At 58.0% G+C, this 16,934-nt stretch carries 15 protein-coding genes; 11 read left to right on the forward strand and 4 right to left on the reverse strand.

Annotated features, from left to right (window positions below; all coding sequences use genetic code 11):
- The first annotated feature begins 12 nt into the window (after nucleotides 1–12).
- The 5 genes from folC to L881_RS0106350 all read left to right on the forward strand — a co-directional run bounded on the left by folC (nucleotide 13) and on the right by L881_RS0106350 (nucleotide 5,673).
- The gene (folC, locus tag L881_RS0106330) at nucleotides 13–1,311 is read left to right on the forward strand and encodes a bifunctional tetrahydrofolate synthase/dihydrofolate synthase (protein ID WP_025732861.1); all 1,299 of its coding nucleotides are present in this window, start codon (nucleotides 13–15) and stop codon (nucleotides 1,309–1,311) included.
- Nucleotides 1,308–2,267, forward strand: coding sequence for an SPOR domain-containing protein (locus tag L881_RS13405; RefSeq protein ID WP_025732862.1), 960 nt, complete (start codon nucleotides 1,308–1,310; stop codon nucleotides 2,265–2,267). Before folC ends, L881_RS13405 begins: the two co-directional genes overlap by 4 nt.
- A complete protein-coding gene (locus tag L881_RS12935) occupies nucleotides 2,264–2,818 on the forward strand; it encodes a CvpA family protein (protein WP_025732863.1) in 555 nt (184 codons plus the stop codon). The genes L881_RS13405 and L881_RS12935 overlap by 4 nt, the downstream gene beginning before the upstream one ends.
- A gap of 4 nt (nucleotides 2,819–2,822) precedes the next feature.
- Nucleotides 2,823–4,334 carry an amidophosphoribosyltransferase gene (gene purF, locus L881_RS0106345; RefSeq protein WP_025732864.1) on the forward strand — a complete coding sequence of 504 codons (1,512 nt, stop codon included), beginning with the start codon at nucleotides 2,823–2,825 and terminating at the stop codon, nucleotides 4,332–4,334.
- Nucleotides 4,335–4,476: 142 nt separating this feature from the next.
- Nucleotides 4,477–5,673: an O-succinylhomoserine sulfhydrylase gene (locus tag L881_RS0106350; protein ID WP_025732865.1), complete on the forward strand. Its 1,197-nt coding sequence runs from the start codon at nucleotides 4,477–4,479 to the stop codon at nucleotides 5,671–5,673.
- 104 nt (nucleotides 5,674–5,777) lie between these two features.
- Here the strand turns inward: L881_RS0106350 and L881_RS0106355 are convergent, their stop codons facing one another.
- On the reverse strand, nucleotides 5,778–6,788 hold the full coding sequence (locus L881_RS0106355) for a LysR family transcriptional regulator (RefSeq protein ID WP_025732866.1): 1,011 nt from the start codon (nucleotides 6,786–6,788) through the stop codon (nucleotides 5,778–5,780).
- 318 nt (nucleotides 6,789–7,106) lie between these two features.
- Nucleotides 7,107–8,297 carry an amino acid aminotransferase gene (locus L881_RS0106360; RefSeq protein WP_025732867.1) on the reverse strand — a complete coding sequence of 397 codons (1,191 nt, stop codon included), beginning with the start codon at nucleotides 8,295–8,297 and terminating at the stop codon, nucleotides 7,107–7,109.
- Nucleotides 8,298–8,501: 204 nt separating this feature from the next.
- On the opposite strand from L881_RS0106360, the gene L881_RS0106365 reads away from it, so the two are divergent.
- The 3 genes from L881_RS0106365 to L881_RS0106375 all read left to right on the forward strand — a co-directional run bounded on the left by L881_RS0106365 (nucleotide 8,502) and on the right by L881_RS0106375 (nucleotide 11,201).
- Nucleotides 8,502–8,942: a MarR family transcriptional regulator gene (locus tag L881_RS0106365; protein ID WP_025732869.1), complete on the forward strand. Its 441-nt coding sequence runs from the start codon at nucleotides 8,502–8,504 to the stop codon at nucleotides 8,940–8,942.
- Nucleotides 8,943–9,040: 98 nt separating this feature from the next.
- The gene (locus L881_RS0106370) at nucleotides 9,041–10,102 is read left to right on the forward strand and encodes an HlyD family secretion protein (protein ID WP_025732870.1); all 1,062 of its coding nucleotides are present in this window, start codon (nucleotides 9,041–9,043) and stop codon (nucleotides 10,100–10,102) included.
- Nucleotides 10,092–11,201 carry a DUF2955 domain-containing protein gene (locus L881_RS0106375; protein ID WP_084055419.1) on the forward strand — a complete coding sequence of 370 codons (1,110 nt, stop codon included), beginning with the start codon at nucleotides 10,092–10,094 and terminating at the stop codon, nucleotides 11,199–11,201. Before L881_RS0106370 ends, L881_RS0106375 begins: the two co-directional genes overlap by 11 nt.
- Nucleotides 11,202–11,293: 92 nt before the next feature.
- On the opposite strand, the gene cfa is transcribed toward L881_RS0106375, so the two are convergent.
- Nucleotides 11,294–12,445, reverse strand: coding sequence for a cyclopropane fatty acyl phospholipid synthase (gene cfa / locus L881_RS0106380; RefSeq protein ID WP_025732872.1), 1,152 nt, complete (start codon nucleotides 12,443–12,445; stop codon nucleotides 11,294–11,296).
- Between the two features lie 426 nt (nucleotides 12,446–12,871).
- Between cfa and L881_RS0106385 the strand changes: the two genes are divergently transcribed.
- Both L881_RS0106385 and L881_RS12940 read left to right on the forward strand, forming a co-directional pair.
- Nucleotides 12,872–13,174, forward strand: coding sequence for an MTH1187 family thiamine-binding protein (locus L881_RS0106385; protein ID WP_025732873.1), 303 nt, complete (start codon nucleotides 12,872–12,874; stop codon nucleotides 13,172–13,174).
- Nucleotides 13,175–13,352: 178 nt separating this feature from the next.
- Nucleotides 13,353–14,771, forward strand: coding sequence for a lipopolysaccharide biosynthesis protein (locus L881_RS12940; protein ID WP_084055420.1), 1,419 nt, complete (start codon nucleotides 13,353–13,355; stop codon nucleotides 14,769–14,771).
- A gap of 113 nt (nucleotides 14,772–14,884) precedes the next feature.
- Here the strand turns inward: L881_RS12940 and cobO are convergent, their stop codons facing one another.
- Nucleotides 14,885–15,487, reverse strand: coding sequence for a cob(I)yrinic acid a,c-diamide adenosyltransferase (gene cobO / locus L881_RS0106395; protein WP_025732874.1), 603 nt, complete (start codon nucleotides 15,485–15,487; stop codon nucleotides 14,885–14,887).
- Nucleotides 15,488–15,645: 158 nt separating this feature from the next.
- On the opposite strand from cobO, the gene serS reads away from it, so the two are divergent.
- Nucleotides 15,646–16,929 carry a serine--tRNA ligase gene (serS, locus tag L881_RS0106400; protein WP_025732875.1) on the forward strand — a complete coding sequence of 428 codons (1,284 nt, stop codon included), beginning with the start codon at nucleotides 15,646–15,648 and terminating at the stop codon, nucleotides 16,927–16,929.
- The last annotated feature ends 5 nt before the right edge of the window (nucleotides 16,930–16,934 follow it).

The raw sequence follows: 16,934 nt of genomic DNA on the forward strand, positions 1-16,934 counted from the left end.
TAGGGCCGCAGCATGACAGATAGCAGTGCAACGCTTGAGCAGTGGCTTGAGCGCTTGATGCACCAGCACTCCTCGGCCATTGATCTCGGCCTTGAGCGGGTGGGTGAAGTGGCGCGCAGGCTAGGCTTGCTCGACCAACCGCTGGCGCCGCGTGTCATTAGCGTGGCAGGGACCAACGGCAAAGGCTCCACGGTTGCCATGCTCGACGCCTGTGCGCGGGCGTGTGGTCTCACTTCGGTCTGTTATACCTCGCCGCATTTGCTGCGCTACAACGAGCGTGTGCGCATCAACGGCCTTGAAGTCTCCGATGCCGCGCTGGTAGCGGCCTTCGAGCGTATTGAGCAGGCCCGCCTTGCGGAGCCGGCCATTAGCCTGAGCTACTTCGAAACAGGCACGCTGGCGGCAGCGCTGATCATTCGCCAGCAGGCACCGGATATAGCGATACTGGAAGTGGGGCTGGGCGGGCGTCTGGATGCGGTCAACATCTTTGACGCCGATGTGGCTGTTGTTACCACTATCGCCCTCGATCACGCCGACTATCTGGGCACCGATATCTCCGTGATCGGGCGTGAAAAGGCCGGTATCATGCGCTCCGGTGGCGCGGCGGTGCTGGGCAGTCGCACCCTTCCCGATAGTGTCAGCGCCTATGCCGAGCAGATAGGAATGCGGGTAGTGGCGACACTCGGGACGACCTTCGACTATGCTGCCGGTGTAGCCGGGCTTGATTGGCACGGTATCAATGCCGAGGGGCAGCAGTGTCATCTTGAGCAGCTGGCGCAGCCGCAGCTACCGCTTGATAATGCAGCCAGCGCCTTGCAGGCACTGATGCTTGCAGGCATTGAGCCGAGTCAGGCGCAGATATGCCGGGCCTTTGAGTCGCTATCGCTGCCGGGCAGAATGCAGCGCATCGGGCGCTGGCGTCTTGATGTTGCGCACAACCCGCATGCCGCTGGCTGGGTGGCTCGCAGGCTTGCCAGCGAGCCTGTGCCGCAGGGGCGTCTTGCCCTGCTGGCCATGTTGGGCGACAAGGATGCCAATTCGGTAGTGGCGGAGCTTGCACCAGTGATTGATGGCTGGGTCTGTGCCACTATTGAAGGAGAACGCGGGCGCAGCGCGGCCACCCTTGCCGAGCGGGTGGCTGCGGAGGGAGGCCAGGTGTTTTTCGAAGCGTCCAGCGTAACGGACGCTTTGACATGGATTGATAAAAACGAGGCGCTGGCCGACTGGGAAGTGCTGGTGTGTGGTTCCTTCGTGACCGTTGCGGCGGCACTGGAGTGGCTGAACAAGCGCAGTCAAGGAGTAGGTGGATGAGAAACGGAATGAAGGAAAGGATCATTGGTGGTGCGATTCTCGTCGCCCTGGCGATTATTGTCGTGCCAATGTTTGTCGGTGGCTCCGGTAAAAAGGAAGGCTCTGGTCAGGCGCCCAGCATGACCATCAATGAAGAACAGATTGATGTGCCGGACGATCAGCAGGCCAGCAATGGCGACGGTAACGAAGGTCAGCAGCCTCAGGGTGATGGTGCGGGTTCCGACGTTTCCCAGTACAGCCAGCTTCTCCCTGGAAGTGAAGGCCCACAGGATATCAACCCCGACGCTCAGGCTTCCGTGACTCAGGCGCAGCAGGGCAGCAATGGCAACGCCTCTCCTGATAGTGGGGAAGGTAGTGCCGCAGCGGCGCAATCGCACCAGATGGAGCCTTCTCAGCCGGTTCACGAGAGCAGTGCGCAGTCGCAGCAGCAGCCTGCTACTCCTCCCCAGCGTCCGGCACACCGTGAACCTGCGCATTCTCAGCAGCCAGCAGAGTCGCAGCGTTCCAACAGCAGTTCAAGTTCACGCAACGCGACCGCCAGCAACTCGACGGCCAGTCGTTCATCAACTGCCAGCAATGCCCAGCCGAAGAGTTCTTCGCAGGGAAGCTCTGCGCAGAGAAATAGCGGTAGCTCCATGGCCTCTTCTGACCCGATTCTGGCCGCCGCCAATCGCTATGACTCCAATGGCAGCCGCAGCAGCGCCTCTGGTGCTTCTGCCAGCGGTCGCTGGTCGGTACAGGCCGGCAGCTTTGGCAATGCTGCCAACGCTGACAACCTGGTCAAGCGTCTGAAAGGTCTTGGTTTCAACGCCTATCAGATCTCGCGCGGCGCCAACAAGGTAGTGCTGGTTGGCCCGTACAATAGCTCCGGTGCTGGCGAGAGTGCGCGTACTCAGCTACAACAGAAAGCCAACATCAACGGCTTCGTTGTACATAGTGGTGGTAACGCTGGATGACCTTTACATGGCTTGATTGGGGCTTTGTCGCCATTCTCGCCATGTGCGTACTGATGGGAATCGTACGCGGACTGATTCGTGAAGGGCTCGGGTTGGTAGTGTGGATCGTCGCACTACTGGTAGCCCGGGCCTTTTGCGTTGAAACCGGTGCTTTATTGACGGACTACATCGAGAACGCGCTGCTGCGCACCGTCGTGGGGTTTGTGATCGTGGCCTTTGGTGTCATTGTCGCGGGCGGCTTGTGTATGCGTTTTCTCAATGCAGTGGTGTCGTGGGCTGGCATGGGCAGCTTTAACCGTGTGCTGGGCGGTGTGTTTGGTGCAGTGAAGGGGGCGGTCATTATTGCTCTGATAGGAGTATTGATTCCGCTGACTCCTGTGGCTGAAACACCCGCCTGGCAGCAGGCTGCGCTCAGGCCGACGGTCTCGCTTTTGCAGGCCGAGATAGCAACGCGCTACCAGCAATTGAAACAAGGTCAGTCCGCTGATCACTCCGGACTTCCGGATGAGGTCGAGTCACTCGACAACTTCTCCCAAACAGTGAGGAATTAACGCGATGTGCGGTATTGTAGGCGTGGTGGCGAACTCTCGAGTCAATCAGGTGTTGTACGATGCCCTGACAGTGCTTCAACACCGTGGACAGGATGCCGCCGGCATGGTGACCCTGGACGAGGGGCACTTTCTACTGCGCAAGGGTAATGGGCTGGTGCGCGACGTTATACGCACCCGTCACATGAAGCGGTTGAGTGGCAACGTGGGCATTGGGCATGTGCGCTACCCGACTGCCGGATCGGCTTCCGAGGCTGAATCCCAGCCGTTTTATGTCAATTCGCCGCACGGTATCGCGCTGGTGCACAACGGCAACCTCACTAACTGTGCCGAGTTGAAGGAAGAGCTGTTCCGCACCGATCTGCGCCATATCAACACGACCTCCGATTCGGAAGTGCTGGTCAACATACTGGCGCATGAGCTGGGCAAGGAAGGCCATGGGCTGTCGGCTGATAACGTGTTTTCCGCGATCAGCCGCGTCTATCAGCGCTGTCGCGGGGGGTATGCTGCGCTGGCGATCATCAACAATCTGGGCATGGTCGCATTCCGCGATCCCAACGGTATTCGTCCGGTGGTGTTTGGCAAGCGTGACACTTCCGATGGCCCTGAATACATGATTGCTTCCGAGTCGGTGGCGCTGGATGTGGCGGGCTTCGAGCTGATTCGCGATATAGGGCCGGGTGAAGCGATATTCATCGACGAACATCGTCAGTTGCACACTCGCCAGTGCATTGAAGGGCAAGCCTTCACCCCCTGTATTTTCGAATACGTGTATCTGGCGCGCCCCGACTCCATCATTGATGGTGCCAGCGTCTATCGCACCCGTATGCATATGGGCACCAAGCTCGCCGAGCGCCTGAAGAGCGAGTGGCCCGATCACGATATTGATGTGGTGATTCCGATTCCCGATACCAGCCGTACCGCCGCGCTGGAGATGGCGCAAGCGCTGGGGGTGACCTATCGTGAAGGCTTTATCAAGAACCGCTATATCGGGCGCACCTTTATCATGCCCGGCCAGACCATGCGCAAGAAATCCGTGCGGCAGAAGCTCAACACCGCTGACACTGAATTCGAAGGCAGGAATGTGCTGCTGGTGGATGACTCCATCGTGCGTGGCACTACCTGCAACGAGATTATTCAGATGGCGCGTGAAGCGGGGGCCAGGAAGGTCTATTTCGCATCGGCAGCGCCCGCCGTGCGCTATCCCAACGTCTACGGTATTGATATGCCGGTCGCCATGGAGCTGATCGGTCACGGGCGCACCGAGCAGGAGATAGGCGATCTTATCGGCGCAGACCGTTTGATCTATCAGCAGCTCGACGATCTCAAGGATGCGTGCCGTGAAGTCAATCCCGAGCTGAAAGAGTTCGATTGTTCGGTGTTTGACGGTCGCTACGTGACGGGTGACATCGATGCTGAATATCTGGCCGACCTTGAGCTGTCGCGCAGTGATTCAGCCAAGCATCAGCGCAACGATGGTGCGGTGCTTGAGTTGCAAAATGAAAGCGATGAAGAGTAGCGTTATCTTCTCGCTATTATCATTTCCTACTGTTGCGCGGTGGTGCAATCACTACGCTGGATAGATGCCAGCGTCGCATCGCGCACTATTTTTACCATCGAGACCGCTTTTCAGGCGGTCTCTTGCCGCAAGGAGATCAGGCATGGGTATCCAGTTTCCAGAGGACGAGGAATTTTCCTTCGCCACACTTGGCGTGCGTGGCGGCCAGCGTCGCACCAATGAGCAAGAGCATGGCGAGCCGATCTTCACTACTTCCAGCTTTGTATATAACAGCGCGGCTGAAGCGGCCGCCAAGTTTATCGGCAAGGAAGCGGGCAATGTCTACTCGCGCTTCTCCAACCCTACCATCCAAACCTTTGAACGGCGTCTGGCGGCGCTCGAGGGCGGAAAAAGGGCAGTAGCAGTAGGCTCGGGAATGGGCGCAATTCTGACCATGGGGCTGGCCCTTTTGCAGCAGGGCGATGAAATCGTGGCTTCGCGCTCGCTGTTTGGCTCCACCATCAGCCTGTTCAACAAGTATTTTTCCAAACTCGGCATCAAGGTGCGCTATGTAGCACTTTCCGATGTCGGTGGGTGGGAACGTGCCATCTCACCGAATACCAAGCTGTTCTTCGCTGAAACCCCCTCCAATCCGTTGGCGGAGCTGGTGGATATCGCTGAGTTGGCGGAGGTCGCCCATCGTCACGGCATCAAGCTGGTGATCGACAACTGCTTCTGCACGCCAGCACTGCAACAGCCGCTCAAGCTGGGAGCCGATCTGGTGGTGCATTCGGCGACCAAGTTCATTGATGGTCAGGGGCGTGCCATCGGCGGTGCCATTGTCGGTAATGACGATGCTGACATGGAGGAGATGCTGGGCGTGGTGCGTACTTGCGGTACCAGCATCAGCCCCTTCAACGCCTGGATTTTCCTCAAGGGGCTGGAGACGCTCAAGCTGCGCATGCGTGCTCACTGCGATAACGCGCTGGAACTGGCGCGCTGGCTGGAGCAGCAGCCGCAGGTTGAAAAGGTCTATTTTGGCGGGCTTGAAAGCCATCCGCAGCACGAGCTTGCCAAGCGCCAGCAGTCAGGCTTCGGAGCGGTGCTCGGTTTTGTGGTGAAGGGCGGCCAGGAGGGGGCCTGGAAGGTGATTGATGCTACTCGGATTGTCTCGATTACCGGCAATCTGGGCGATACCAAAACCACCATCACCCATGTGGCGACCACAACCCACGCCAAGCTGTCGGAAGAAGAGAAAGCCGCTGCCAATATTGCACCGGGCCTGATTCGCGTTGCCGTAGGTCTGGAAGACGTGGATGATCTCAAGCAGGATCTGGCGCGCGGCCTCGCTACGTTGTAAATGTTCCTGACTGTGTTGTCTGAGCTAGTGAATACGGCGGCTGCTCCGAATGGAGCGGCCGCCGTAGCGTAAGGCTTTCATGTGCGCTGGGTGATGAGTGACACCTACAGCGGCGAGTGATCACCGGGGCTGATCGGCATATCAAAGATCGAGGGCGCGCGCCCAGCGATAAAGCCGTACATGTTATCGAAGCCCTCTATCTTGCGCTCCCACGCCGGCAGGTCGTTGCCTACCACATTTTGCAGGCAGGTGATGAAGCCACGGGTTTTCTGGGTCAGAAACTGACGGTGCGGATAGACCATATGAATATCCGCGCGCGTAATCAGCTTCAATTGTGGCAGCAATGGCACCAGTCGCCCCGCGGCGATATCGTCACCGACACTAAAGGCAGGCATGAGCGCGAAGCACAATCCATCGAGCACTGCGCCGAGCAGCAGTTCAGGGTCGTTGGCCCGATAGCGGGAGGTGAGCGGCGCCTTCTCTATTACCCCGTGGTCATTGAGATATTCGATGTGATCCTGAACAAGCCCTTCTCGGCTATAGATAACGGCGGGAGTCGCCAGCAGTTCGGCCAGCGTGGTGGGGGTGCCGTAGTGCTCGATAAACTCTGGCGCTGCCACCAGCAGGGTGCGGTTACGCGCCAGGGGGCGGGCAATCAGCGAGGAATCTCGTGGCTGGGAGATGCGAATGGCGAAATCGTAACCGCCACCAATCAGATCCACGATGTTGTCTTCGAGACGCAAATCCACGCGCACCTTGGGGTAAAGTTTCAGATACTCAAGCAGTACCTGCGGTAATACGTGATGACCGAAGTTGCTGGGCACCGACAGTTTCAGGGTGCCGCGCGGCTCCTTCTGACTGACCTGCGCGATCTCTTCCACCGCTTCCAGCTCTTCACGCATCTTCAGTGCATGGGGATAGATGGACTGGCCGATACCGGTCAATGAAACGCTGCGCGTCGAGCGGTTGAAGAGCCGCACGCTCAGCTCCTCTTCGAGCTTTCCAATCTGCTTGGAAATCACCGAGCGATTGACGTTGCGGTGATCCGCCGCTGCCGTAAAACTACCTGCATCGACGACATCAGCAAACAGTAGCAGTCGCGCTGCCTTGTCCATGGAGAGTTCCTTGATCTGTCGAGCGAGCCGTCAGGGCACAACAGCGCGCTATCGGTACAAGAGAAAAAATAGCGGTCATTCAGGATAAGGGCCAGGAGTCTGTTGTTAACGCAGCAGACGTTGAACATGTCGCCATCAGCAGACCAGACCCTTATCCTGGGTAGCGCCGCCAAAAAATGAAGCAGGAAGGCGCAAAAAGGCCGAGCTCGGTGGGGTACCGAACTCAGCCATTCACCAGAGAGATGACCCACTCTGGCAGAGTGTGCACCGCCGAGTGCTTCCGGGAGCGGCGCTTATTACGCTAGCGCGAGCGCTTGCCTAGCGGCATACCTCAGCGAACGCCTTGGCAACGTAATCAAGGCAATCGCTGGAGAGACCGGCAACATTGGCACGCCCTGAGCCGACCATATAGATGCCGAACTCCTTGCGCAGGCGCTCGACCTGCTCGGCGCTCAGGCCGGTATAGGAGAACATGCCACGCTGCTCGCGAATAAAGGCGAAACGCTCCTTAAGGCCATAAGGCTCCAGCGCATCAACAAAGGCGGTACGCAGATCGGCGATGCGGCTGCGCATTGCTTCGACTTCACCTTCCCACTGTTCGGCCAGAGAAGCGTCGTTGAGAATTTCAGCCACGACAGCGCCACCGTGCGCGGGCGGGTTGGAGTAGTTTTCCCGTGCGGTAATCGCGGCCTGAGAGCGTACATTTTCCATCTGCTCATGATCGCGGGCGACCAAAATAAAGCAGCCGGTACGCTCGCGGTAAATGCCAAAATTCTTCGAGCAGGAGCTGGTGATAATCACTTCGTCGAGGGATTCAGCCAGCAAACGGACACCGTAGGCGTCTTCATTCAGCCCATCACCGAAGCCCTGGTAAGCGAAGTCGATCAGCGGCAGTAGCTGGCGGCGCTTGACCAGCTCAAGCACCTGTTGCCACTGCTGTTTGTCCAGATCGAAACCGCTGGGGTTATGGCAGCAGGCGTGCAGCAGCACGACATCGCCCTGGGGGGCCTTTTCAAGGGCAGCCAGCATGCCTTCGAAGTCGAGGCGGTTGTCGCTGCTCACGTAGGGGTAGTGGTGAAGCGTCAAACCGGCGGCTTCAAAAATGCCCAGGTGATTAGGCCAGGTAGGGTTGGAAACCCAGATGCCGCGTTCGCCCAGATTGAAGCGAATGAAGTCGGCTGCGAGACGCAGGGCGCCTGTACCGCCGGGAGACTGGGTGGCGCTGGCACGCTGCTGCGCGAGTACTGGCGAAGCGCTGCCCAGCACCAGTTTGAGGACGGCATCGGTATAGAGAGGGTCGCCGTGCGAACCGATATACGATTTGGTGGCTTCGTTCTCCAGCAAGCGCTGTTCCGCTGCCTTGACGCTGGCGAGAATTGGAGTATGACCTTGAGTGTCGCGATAGACCCCAACGCCCAAATCAACCTTGTTGGGATTGGTGTCATTATTGAACGCGTCAATAAGACCTAAAATGGCGTCTCCCGGAACTCGTGCGATACCCTCAAACATGATGTGTGTCGAAACCTCGTAATGGTGGTCAACGCATGCCGCTCAAGAAAAATGCGGATGCAAGAAACAAGTTCATTACTATGCCACCCAGCGCCCTTTTGTGCCACACGACACGCCCCGAAACCGTCTTATTCCTTGGTATCGAAGCGCCCTTCATTTTTTGTTAACATCATTTTTACTTAGCGAAGTAAATATTGGTGACCCATGCTCGATTCCAACTTCTCACCCGACGCACCGTTAGGGCTTCAGCTTGCCAGCGCTTCACGCCGCTGGCGCAGCAACCTTGATGAGCGTATGCAACCGCTGGGGCTTACCCAGTCCCGCTGGGAAGTGCTCATGCAGATCGAGCGACTGGGGGAGGGCGTGATTCAATCGCTGTTGGCGTCGGCGCTCTGTATCGAGATGCCGTCGCTGTCCCGCTCGCTTGACCGGCTGGAAGCGCAAGGGTTGGTGGTGCGCCAGCGCAGCGATTCAGACAAACGCGCCCGCACGGTGCACTTTACTCCGGCAGGCCGTGCGCTACAGAGAGAAGCCGAAGCGGTGCGCCAGCAGGTGGTGAAGGAGACGCTGGAGGGGATTAGCGAGGAAGAGCTGGGGCATTTCACTCGCGTGCTCCAGAAGCTATCGCGCAATCTGGTGCGATAGAGAGGCGCTGTGCGTAACGGGCATAACGATAAGCAAGGCGGCGCATGAACCACCGTTTTAATTAAATTGTGAAGATCCTATAACACCGGAAACCGTGGATGACTCCTGAACAACGCTTTAACCGCTGGGTGCAGGCTGCACTCGTCGTGTTCGTGCTGGCTTTTGTCTATTTCATCATTGCCGATACCCATATGCCGCTTACGCCAGAAGGACGCTTGCTGCGCCTGGTTACGCCGGTTGCGCCGCAGGTGAGTGGACGTGTCACAGGGGTGGCGGTGCACAACAATCAGCATGTAGAGAAAGGGGCGCTTTTATACCGGATTGATGATCGCCCTTACCAGTTGGCGTTGGCGCAGGCACAGCTGAATCTGGAGCAGGCGCAGCGCGAAAATCGCATGCTCGATGCCCAGATCGCCTCGGCGCGCGCCGAATTGAATGCGGCCAGGTCCACGGCGGCCAATAGCCTGCACGATTTGCAGCGTTACCGCTCGCTGGCGGGGCAGAACAGCATCTCGCGGCAAGTGCGCGATCAGGCCGATGCCCGTTATCAAAGCGATAACGCTACGGTTGAAGCCAAACAAGCAGCGCTGGAGCAGTTAAGGGCCAATCGTGGCGAAGCGGGCCGTAACAACCTGCGTTTGCGCCAGGCCGAGAATGCGGTGAGCACGGCGCAGTTGAATCTCACGTACACCCAGGTGCGAGCGGATACCGCGGGCGTTATCACTAATCTTCAGTTGAGTCCCGGCGATTATGCGGCAACCGGTTCAGCCACGCTGGCGCTGGTGGGCGATATTCCTGATCTGACCGCTGATTTCCGTGAGAAGAGCCTGCGCACCAGCGCGGAAGGGACTCAGGCAGCGGTGGTGTTTGATGGCCTGCCCGGACAGGTATTCAAGGCTCATCTGAGTGCGCGTGACGCGGGCGTCAAGGATGGTCAGTACATGGCAGACGGTACGCTGGTCGCACCGGTCAAGAGCGACCGCTGGGTGCGTGATGCTCAGCGCATGCGGGTGCATCTGGTGCTGGATGAGTGGCCCGCTACGCCGCTCTCCACAGGCGCGCGCGCTACCGTGCAGCTCTACCCGGGGGCCAACCCCGTGGCACATCTGTTCGGTGCTGTGCAAATCAGGTTCGTGAGCTGGGTACACTATGTCTACTGAGCCGTCGTCATCGCAGGCAACTGCACGCGGAGGAGGGCGCATCGCACGCATCACGCGCGGCGATATCTTCCCGCTGCGCGACCATCCGCTGTCGTCCAACGATCTGCGCCAATGTCTGCGTGCTGCGACGGCCGCAACGCTGGGCTTCATTATCTGCAAGCTGTTTGACTTGAATTACGGCGTGTTCTTCTGCGTCTATCCGCTGCTGCTGACGGCACTGGTGCCGGTTCTGACGGCCCACGTTGCGCGTCAGATTGTCGTCTCCTCCCTGGTCAACAGTGTTGAAGTGGCGCTGATTGCCGGATTCTTCAGTCATATGCCGGTGGTCATGACTGCCGTGGTGTTCGTGCTTTTCTATGTGCGTTTTCGCTTGATGAGCAGGGGAATTCTGTTCCTGTTCGGCGCGATGAGCATCGTGTGCCTAAGCGTCACCTTTCACTTCGCCAGCTATCCATCGACCGACCTGCACGATCTGCTCGCCAGTAACATGGCGGCCTGTTCGCTGTCGGTGATCTTGAGCTTGTTCGCGACGTGGCTATTCCCCGATGTTGAACCGCGTCAGCCGCCGCCTGCGGTAACCAAGCCGCTTTCACGCATCCGCCACGAGTCGCTGCTCGGCACGAGCTGTGCCACGCTGTCGTTTGTGGTGTTCCAGGTATTTGATTTGCAGGATTCGCTGTCGGCGCAGGTGGCCACCGTTCTGATTCTGTTTCCCATGCACTTTGACGGGGTGAAGGTAGCGGCGCGTTGGCGAATGACCGGCATCATTCTTGGCTGTAGCTATGGGCTGGTGGCCCAGCTGGTGGTTTACGATGCCTTCAACAAGCTGGTGCTGGTGATTCCGCTGTTGTGGATAGGGCTGATGCTGGCGGCACGCATACATGCCACCGAGAAGGTCGGCTCTGGCGTCGGGTTCGGTTGCATGACCACCATCGCCATTCTGTTCGGCCAGTATCTGCAACCGGATCAGGATCTGATCTACAGCGATCTGTATCGCATTACCTCGGTGGCCTTTGCCCTGAGCGTAACCGTTGTGGTGGCGTGGCTGATTCACCACTTCCTGAATCTGTTTCCCGGCACACGCATGATCGTAGAGTAGTGCGGGGGCTGGCACGAGCGTTATAACCGCATAAAATGCAGGAAGGGAACCAGTGATGGCTCCCTTCCTGCATCCGGTCTTGCTGGCCTGGGTTAACGCGGTGCGTCGTAACGACCGGGGCGGCGATTGGAGAAGACTACCTGCCATAGTTGAATATCGCGGGCACGGAAGGCACCAGCGCAGATCAGCAAATAGTAGCGGAACATCCGGTAGGTGCGCTCGTTGTAGTTGTGCTTCACGTCCGGCCAGGCGCGTTCAAAGCGTTCATACCACGCCATAAGGGTACGGTCGTAGTCTGCGCCGAAGTTTTGCCAGTCTTCCATGACAAACAGGTCTTCGGTAGGACGAGCGATCTGCACAACGGAGGGCAGCACCCCGTTCGGGAAGATATATTTGTTGATCCAGGGGTCCGCGCCAATGCTGGTGCCGTTACTGCCGATGGTGTGCAGCACAAAGAGGCCATCGGGCTTGAGCAGCTTTTTGGCCGCTTCGAAGTAGGTGCGGTAATTTTTGTGGCCTACGTGTTCGAACATTCCGATCGAGACGATGCGGTCATATTCACCGGTCAGGTCACGGTAATCTTCAAGAATAATCTCGACCGGCAGATCCTTGCAGCGTCCGCGAGCGTATTCGGCCTGCTCCCTGGAAATGGTGATGCCAGTCACTTCACAGCCATAGTGAGTGGCGGCATGGTAAGCGAAGCTGCCCCAGCCGCAGCCGATGTCCAGCACCTTCATGCCCGGCTCCAGCCCCAGCTTGCGCGCCGCCAGATCGAGCTTGTTGAGCTGTGCCTGATGCAGATCGTCGGTATCTTTCCAGTAAGCGCACGAGTAGCACATGGTGGAATCAAGCATGCGCTCGAACAGATCGTTGCCCAGATCATAGTGCTGCTTACCGACGATAAAGGCGCGCGTTTTGCTTTGCAGGTTGATGAAGTTTGACTGCAACTGATACAGCGCACGTCGCAGCGGGCTTTCGGCACGATCTCCCAGACCATGGTTGAGCAGGCGCACAATCATCTCGTCGATCTGCTCGCAATCCCACAGCCCTTCCATGTAGGTTTCACCGAGGGCCATCGACCCACCGCGAATGACCTTGCCAAAAAAAGCGGGGTCGTGAACCTGAATGTCCCAAGGGTTGCTGCCATTGAAGGCGATGCCGGAGCCTTCGAGGAGTGATTCTGCGATGCGCTTGCTTTGCGAGTCGGGCAGTACCGCCGACCCGTTGGCTGAGTTGCTTGCCATGTCCCTTTCCTGTTTTGTGGAATGTTCAGCGTGACTTAGCGACTGCTTCTGGCGCGAAGATTCAGGTAGCGCCTGGGGTGGGCACCACCTGAATGGCGGGAGATCGTTCGCTGTCTAATGGTCTTAAGGATAACAGAATTTGCCCATTCGAGCGGTATCCTAACAGGCGTATGGTCTGTTGCCAGTACGCTCAGGCGTGAACGCCATAAGTAAATGTTAATAGAGACGGGCGGCGTTAGGAACTCCCTATTGTTCACGCTATCAGATGTAGTGGCAGCCCGTGAGGCCAACTTGCCCGTCTCTTTTCAGTCTGCTGTTGCGCTGATAGCGGGAAAATGCGAAAAGCGAAGCGGACACTCAATGGCTGAAGCAGAGCCGAGTAAGGGTAAGCACGATGTATTCATTAGTGAATAAAAGGAGACAGCCATGAAGGTCATCATTGATCTGTGCGTTATTCCTATGGGCGTAGGGCTGTCGGTATCTCCCTATGTGGCAGCCTGCCAGAGAGTGATCGAGGAGGCCGGGCTTCATCATCACATGCACGCCTATGGCACCAATATCGAGGGCGATTGGGATGAGGTGTTCGCGGTGGTCAAGCGCTGTCACGAGGTAGTGCATGAGATGGGCGCTGCGCGGATCAATACGACCTTGAAGGTAGGGACGCGCGTTGATCGGGAGCAGAGCATGCAGGACAAGATAGATAGCGTTACCAAAAAGCTCGGCCACTAGGCCATGGCGAGTCGGGGAGGCAGCCCGATGGCTTCGACGGCGATATGGTGTGTCTGTATCGCTCAGCGCTGTGCATGAGTGTGCAATCAGGGCATTGGAAAAATGCGTCCTTAAGGTAGAATCCGCACCGGCGCTTTGACAGCTTCGCTATTATTGGCGGCTTTCACGGTGCTGTGCGATGCTGCGAGCCGTTATCAAGCGCTGGCAGTACCACTGCTTCTTTCAGGCGCTGGTCACTCCTGCTGGCTCTAGCGTCCTGTTTTACCTTCTATCTCTATCCCACAGGTTTTTCGTGAAGGATAACGTTTTTAAATCCATTATTCGCAACGCCTCATGGCTGTTGTCGAGCAATATCGTGGGCGCTCTGTTCGGGCTTCTGGCGCTTACCTGCGCGGGCCACGGTATGTCCACGGCGGCGTTTGGTACCCTGGTGGTGGTGCAAGCGTATGCCAAGGTTGTCAGTGATGTCGCCAAGTTCCAGACCTGGCAAATGGTGGTGCGCTTTGGTGCGCCGGCACTGGCGAAAGGGCAGAAGGAGCGCTTTTGTAACGTCACCAACTTCTCATTCGGGCTGGACCTGATGAGCGGCGGCGTGGCCATGGTGGCCGGTATGCTGCTGCTGCCGTGGCTGGGGCACGCAATGGGGCTGGCGGCTTCTGACACCTGGTTGGCGCTGGGCTTCTGTACGCTGATTCCCTTCATGACGTCGGCCACCAGTACCGGCATTTTGCGCGCCATCGACCGCTTCGATCTGATTGCGTTACAGCAGATGGTGAAACCTGCCTTGCAGGCCACGGGCAGTGTGATTGCGTGGTATTTCGAACTGGGCTTTGCCGGTTTCCTCGTTACCTGGTATCTCACCAGTCTGGTGGGCAACCTGCTGCTGTGGGGCGGGGCTATCTATGAGCTGAACCGCCAGAATATCAGAGGGGCACTGCGTCCGCGTCTGTTCTCGGCAGCGCGCTCCATTGAAACCTCATGGAACTTCGTGTGGACCACCAATCTGGCGCACTCCGTCTACTCGCTGCGCAATGCAGGCAGTAACGTGATCGTCGGGGTGGTGCTGGGGCCAGCCGCTGCTGGGCTTTTCAAGATAGCTACCTCGTTTTTCAACGCAGCGGGTACGCCTTCCGAACTGCTGGAAAAGAGCTTCTATCCTGAAATCATGCGTCTTGACCCGAGTAGCCAGCGCCCCTGGACACTGGCAATCCGCAGCGCGGCGCTGTCGTTCGGGCTTGGGCTTGTGATGATCGTATTGGTAGGCTTTTTCGGGAAGTCACTGATTCTGCTGGTGTTTGGGGAGCGTTACGTAGAAGCCTTCGATCTGCTACAGATTATGCTGTGGGCCGTGGTGGTTTCGATGGCCGCCTTCCCGCTGGAATCACTGCTTTATATGGCGCACCGTCAGCGTGAAGCACTGGTTGCCGAGGGGCTGGGAGCGATTTGCTACATTGTGATGCTGGTGCTGTTCATGAAGGCATTCGGCGTGATGGGGGCGGCATGGGCGTTTTTGGGCGGCCAGTGCATCAATGCGCTGTTCTTCCTGATCCCGGTCATTGGCGCTTACCGGCATCGGCATACGCTGGTACATGAGTAAGCGCTGCTGGCGATCGGCGCCTGTTTTTCAATCCTGTAATAGCAGGGCGGTCGTTTGCAGGGAGTACGTCCCCAGCGGCTTTCACCTATAAGTCGCTGGGGAAGGCGGCGCTATCAGTAGTCGATACCGCGCCGCGCCTTGAGCCCTTGGTTGAAAGCGTGGCGTGTCTCGGCCATTTCGGTCACCGTATCGGCCATCTCCAAAAGCTCGCGATGAGCGTTACGACCAGTGATAATCACGCTCTGTTCGGCGGGGCGGTGGGCCAGCGCACGCTTGACGCGCTCAATGTCCAGGTAGCCGAACTTGAGCATATAGGTCAGCTCATCCAGTACCACCAGATAGCGGCTGGGGTCAGCGAGCATCGCCTCGGCCTTCTCCCAGGTGGCTTCGCAGGCAGCACGGTCGCTGTCACGGTTCTGGGTCTCCCAGGTAAAGCCGGTGGCCATGGTCGCTAGCTGAAGGTTGTGGTCCTCGGTCAGTTTGAGGCGCTCGCCGCACTCCCATTCGCCCTTGATAAACTGCACCACGGCGACTCCATAACCGTAGCCCAGCGCGCGTGCCACCGTGCCCCAGGCCGCCGTGGTCTTGCCTTTGCCATTGCCGGTAAAGACCAGCAATAGCCCGCGTTCTTCTTGTGCATCAGCAATGCGCTGATCCACATGGGATTTCAGTTTCTGCATCGCCTTCTTGTGGCGGCTGTTTCTATCGTCGCTCATCGTCGGTACTCGGTGAATAGGGCGTGGCTGACGATGCCAGGAGGCATCAGTAGCGGGAGAGACGCGAATGAAGCGTAGAGCTTAATCGCGCTTTTCCTTACAATATCCGATCGGTGCACCGCGCTGAAATACACTTTTTACTCTTTGGAACCAGACCAATGCTCGATCCTAAACTGCTGCGCAGCGACCCCCATGGCGTTGCGGCACGTCTCAAGACTCGTGGTTACCTCTTTGACGCAGAGCAGTTCTCCTCCCTTGAATCACGCCGCCGTGATCTTCAGGCGGAAGTAGAATCACTGCAAGGTGAGCGCAAGTCGAGTTCCAAGGCGATTGGTCAGGCCAAGGCGCGTGGTGAAGATGCCAGCGAGCAAATGGCCACGGTAGAGACGATCAAGGAAAAACTGGCCGTCGCCAGCGAGCAGTATGCCGAAGTACAGGCTGCGCTTGATGATATCGTTCTTGGGCTGCCCAACGTGCCCCACGAAAGTGTGCCTGAGGGCAAGGATGAAAATGACAATGTCGAAGTGTCGCGCTGGGGGACGCCGCGCCAGTTCGATTTTGACGTGCGTGACCATACTGATCTGGGCGAGTTGAACAACGGCCTCGATTTTGAAACGGCGGCCAAGATTACCGGTGCCCGCTTTGTGGTAATGCGCGGCGAGATCGCCCGTTTGCATCGCGCCCTGGCGCAATTCATGCTCGATATGCAAACGCTGACAAACGGATATATCGAGCACTATGTTCCTTATATCGTCAACACTGATTCGCTGCGCGGCACCGGCCAGTTGCCCAAGTTTGGCGAAGACCTCTTCGCTCTTGATGTTGAAAACGATTTTCGACTGATCCCGACCGCAGAAGTACCGCTGACCAATCTGGTGCGTGATGAAATTCTGCCGAGCGATCAGCTACCGCTCAAGGTGACGGCGCATACCCCATGCTTCCGCGCCGAGGCGGGGGCCTACGGCAAGGACACGCGCGGCATGATTCGTCAGCACCAGTTCGACAAGGTTGAAATGGTGCAGGTGGTCGCACCGGAAGATTCCTACGCGGCGCTTGATGAAATGGTAGGCCACGCCGCCTCGGTACTGGAGGCGCTGAATCTTCCCTATCGCAAGATGGCGCTGTGTACGGGGGATTTGGGCGCAACGGCGGCCAAGACCTTTGATCTGGAAGTGTGGCTACCCAGCCAGAACACCTACCGCGAAATCTCTTCGATCTCCAATACCGAGGATTATCAGGCGCGTCGCATGCAGGCGCGTATGCGTGGCAAGGACGATAAAAAGCCGCGTCTGGTGCATACCCTCAATGGCTCGGGGCTGGCAGTAGGGCGCTGTCTGGTGGCGGTGCTTGAAAACTATCAGCAGGCCGATGGTTCCATCGAAGTACCTGAAGCGCTGCGCTCCTATATGGGCGGGATCGAGCGGATCAACACGCCGCGCTAAGCGGC

The sequence above is a fragment of the Carnimonas nigrificans ATCC BAA-78 genome (genome assembly GCF_000526695.1).
Taxonomy (GTDB): domain Bacteria; phylum Pseudomonadota; class Gammaproteobacteria; order Pseudomonadales; family Halomonadaceae; genus Carnimonas; species Carnimonas nigrificans.

Bases quoted from the DNA above. Each gene is read 5' to 3' on its own strand.
- folC (WP_025732861.1), top strand. From the start codon at position 13: ATGACAGATAGCAGTGCAACGCTTGAGCAGTGGCTTGAGCGCTTGATG.
- L881_RS13405 (WP_025732862.1), top strand. From the start codon at position 1,308: ATGAGAAACGGAATGAAGGAAAGGATCATTGGTGGTGCGATTCTCGTC.
- L881_RS12935 (WP_025732863.1), top strand. From the start codon at position 2,264: ATGACCTTTACATGGCTTGATTGGGGCTTTGTCGCCATTCTCGCCATG.
- purF (WP_025732864.1), top strand. From the start codon at position 2,823: ATGTGCGGTATTGTAGGCGTGGTGGCGAACTCTCGAGTCAATCAGGTG.
- L881_RS0106350 (WP_025732865.1), top strand. From the start codon at position 4,477: ATGGGTATCCAGTTTCCAGAGGACGAGGAATTTTCCTTCGCCACACTT.
- L881_RS0106355 (WP_025732866.1), bottom strand. From the start codon at position 6,788: ATGGACAAGGCAGCGCGACTGCTACTGTTTGCTGATGTCGTCGATGCA.
- L881_RS0106360 (WP_025732867.1), bottom strand. From the start codon at position 8,297: ATGTTTGAGGGTATCGCACGAGTTCCGGGAGACGCCATTTTAGGTCTT.
- L881_RS0106365 (WP_025732869.1), top strand. From the start codon at position 8,502: ATGCTCGATTCCAACTTCTCACCCGACGCACCGTTAGGGCTTCAGCTT.
- L881_RS0106370 (WP_025732870.1), top strand. From the start codon at position 9,041: ATGACTCCTGAACAACGCTTTAACCGCTGGGTGCAGGCTGCACTCGTC.
- L881_RS0106375 (WP_084055419.1), top strand. From the start codon at position 10,092: ATGTCTACTGAGCCGTCGTCATCGCAGGCAACTGCACGCGGAGGAGGG.
- cfa (WP_025732872.1), bottom strand. From the start codon at position 12,445: ATGGCAAGCAACTCAGCCAACGGGTCGGCGGTACTGCCCGACTCGCAA.
- L881_RS0106385 (WP_025732873.1), top strand. From the start codon at position 12,872: ATGAAGGTCATCATTGATCTGTGCGTTATTCCTATGGGCGTAGGGCTG.
- L881_RS12940 (WP_084055420.1), top strand. From the start codon at position 13,353: ATGCTGCGAGCCGTTATCAAGCGCTGGCAGTACCACTGCTTCTTTCAG.
- cobO (WP_025732874.1), bottom strand. From the start codon at position 15,487: ATGAGCGACGATAGAAACAGCCGCCACAAGAAGGCGATGCAGAAACTG.
- serS (WP_025732875.1), top strand. From the start codon at position 15,646: ATGCTCGATCCTAAACTGCTGCGCAGCGACCCCCATGGCGTTGCGGCA.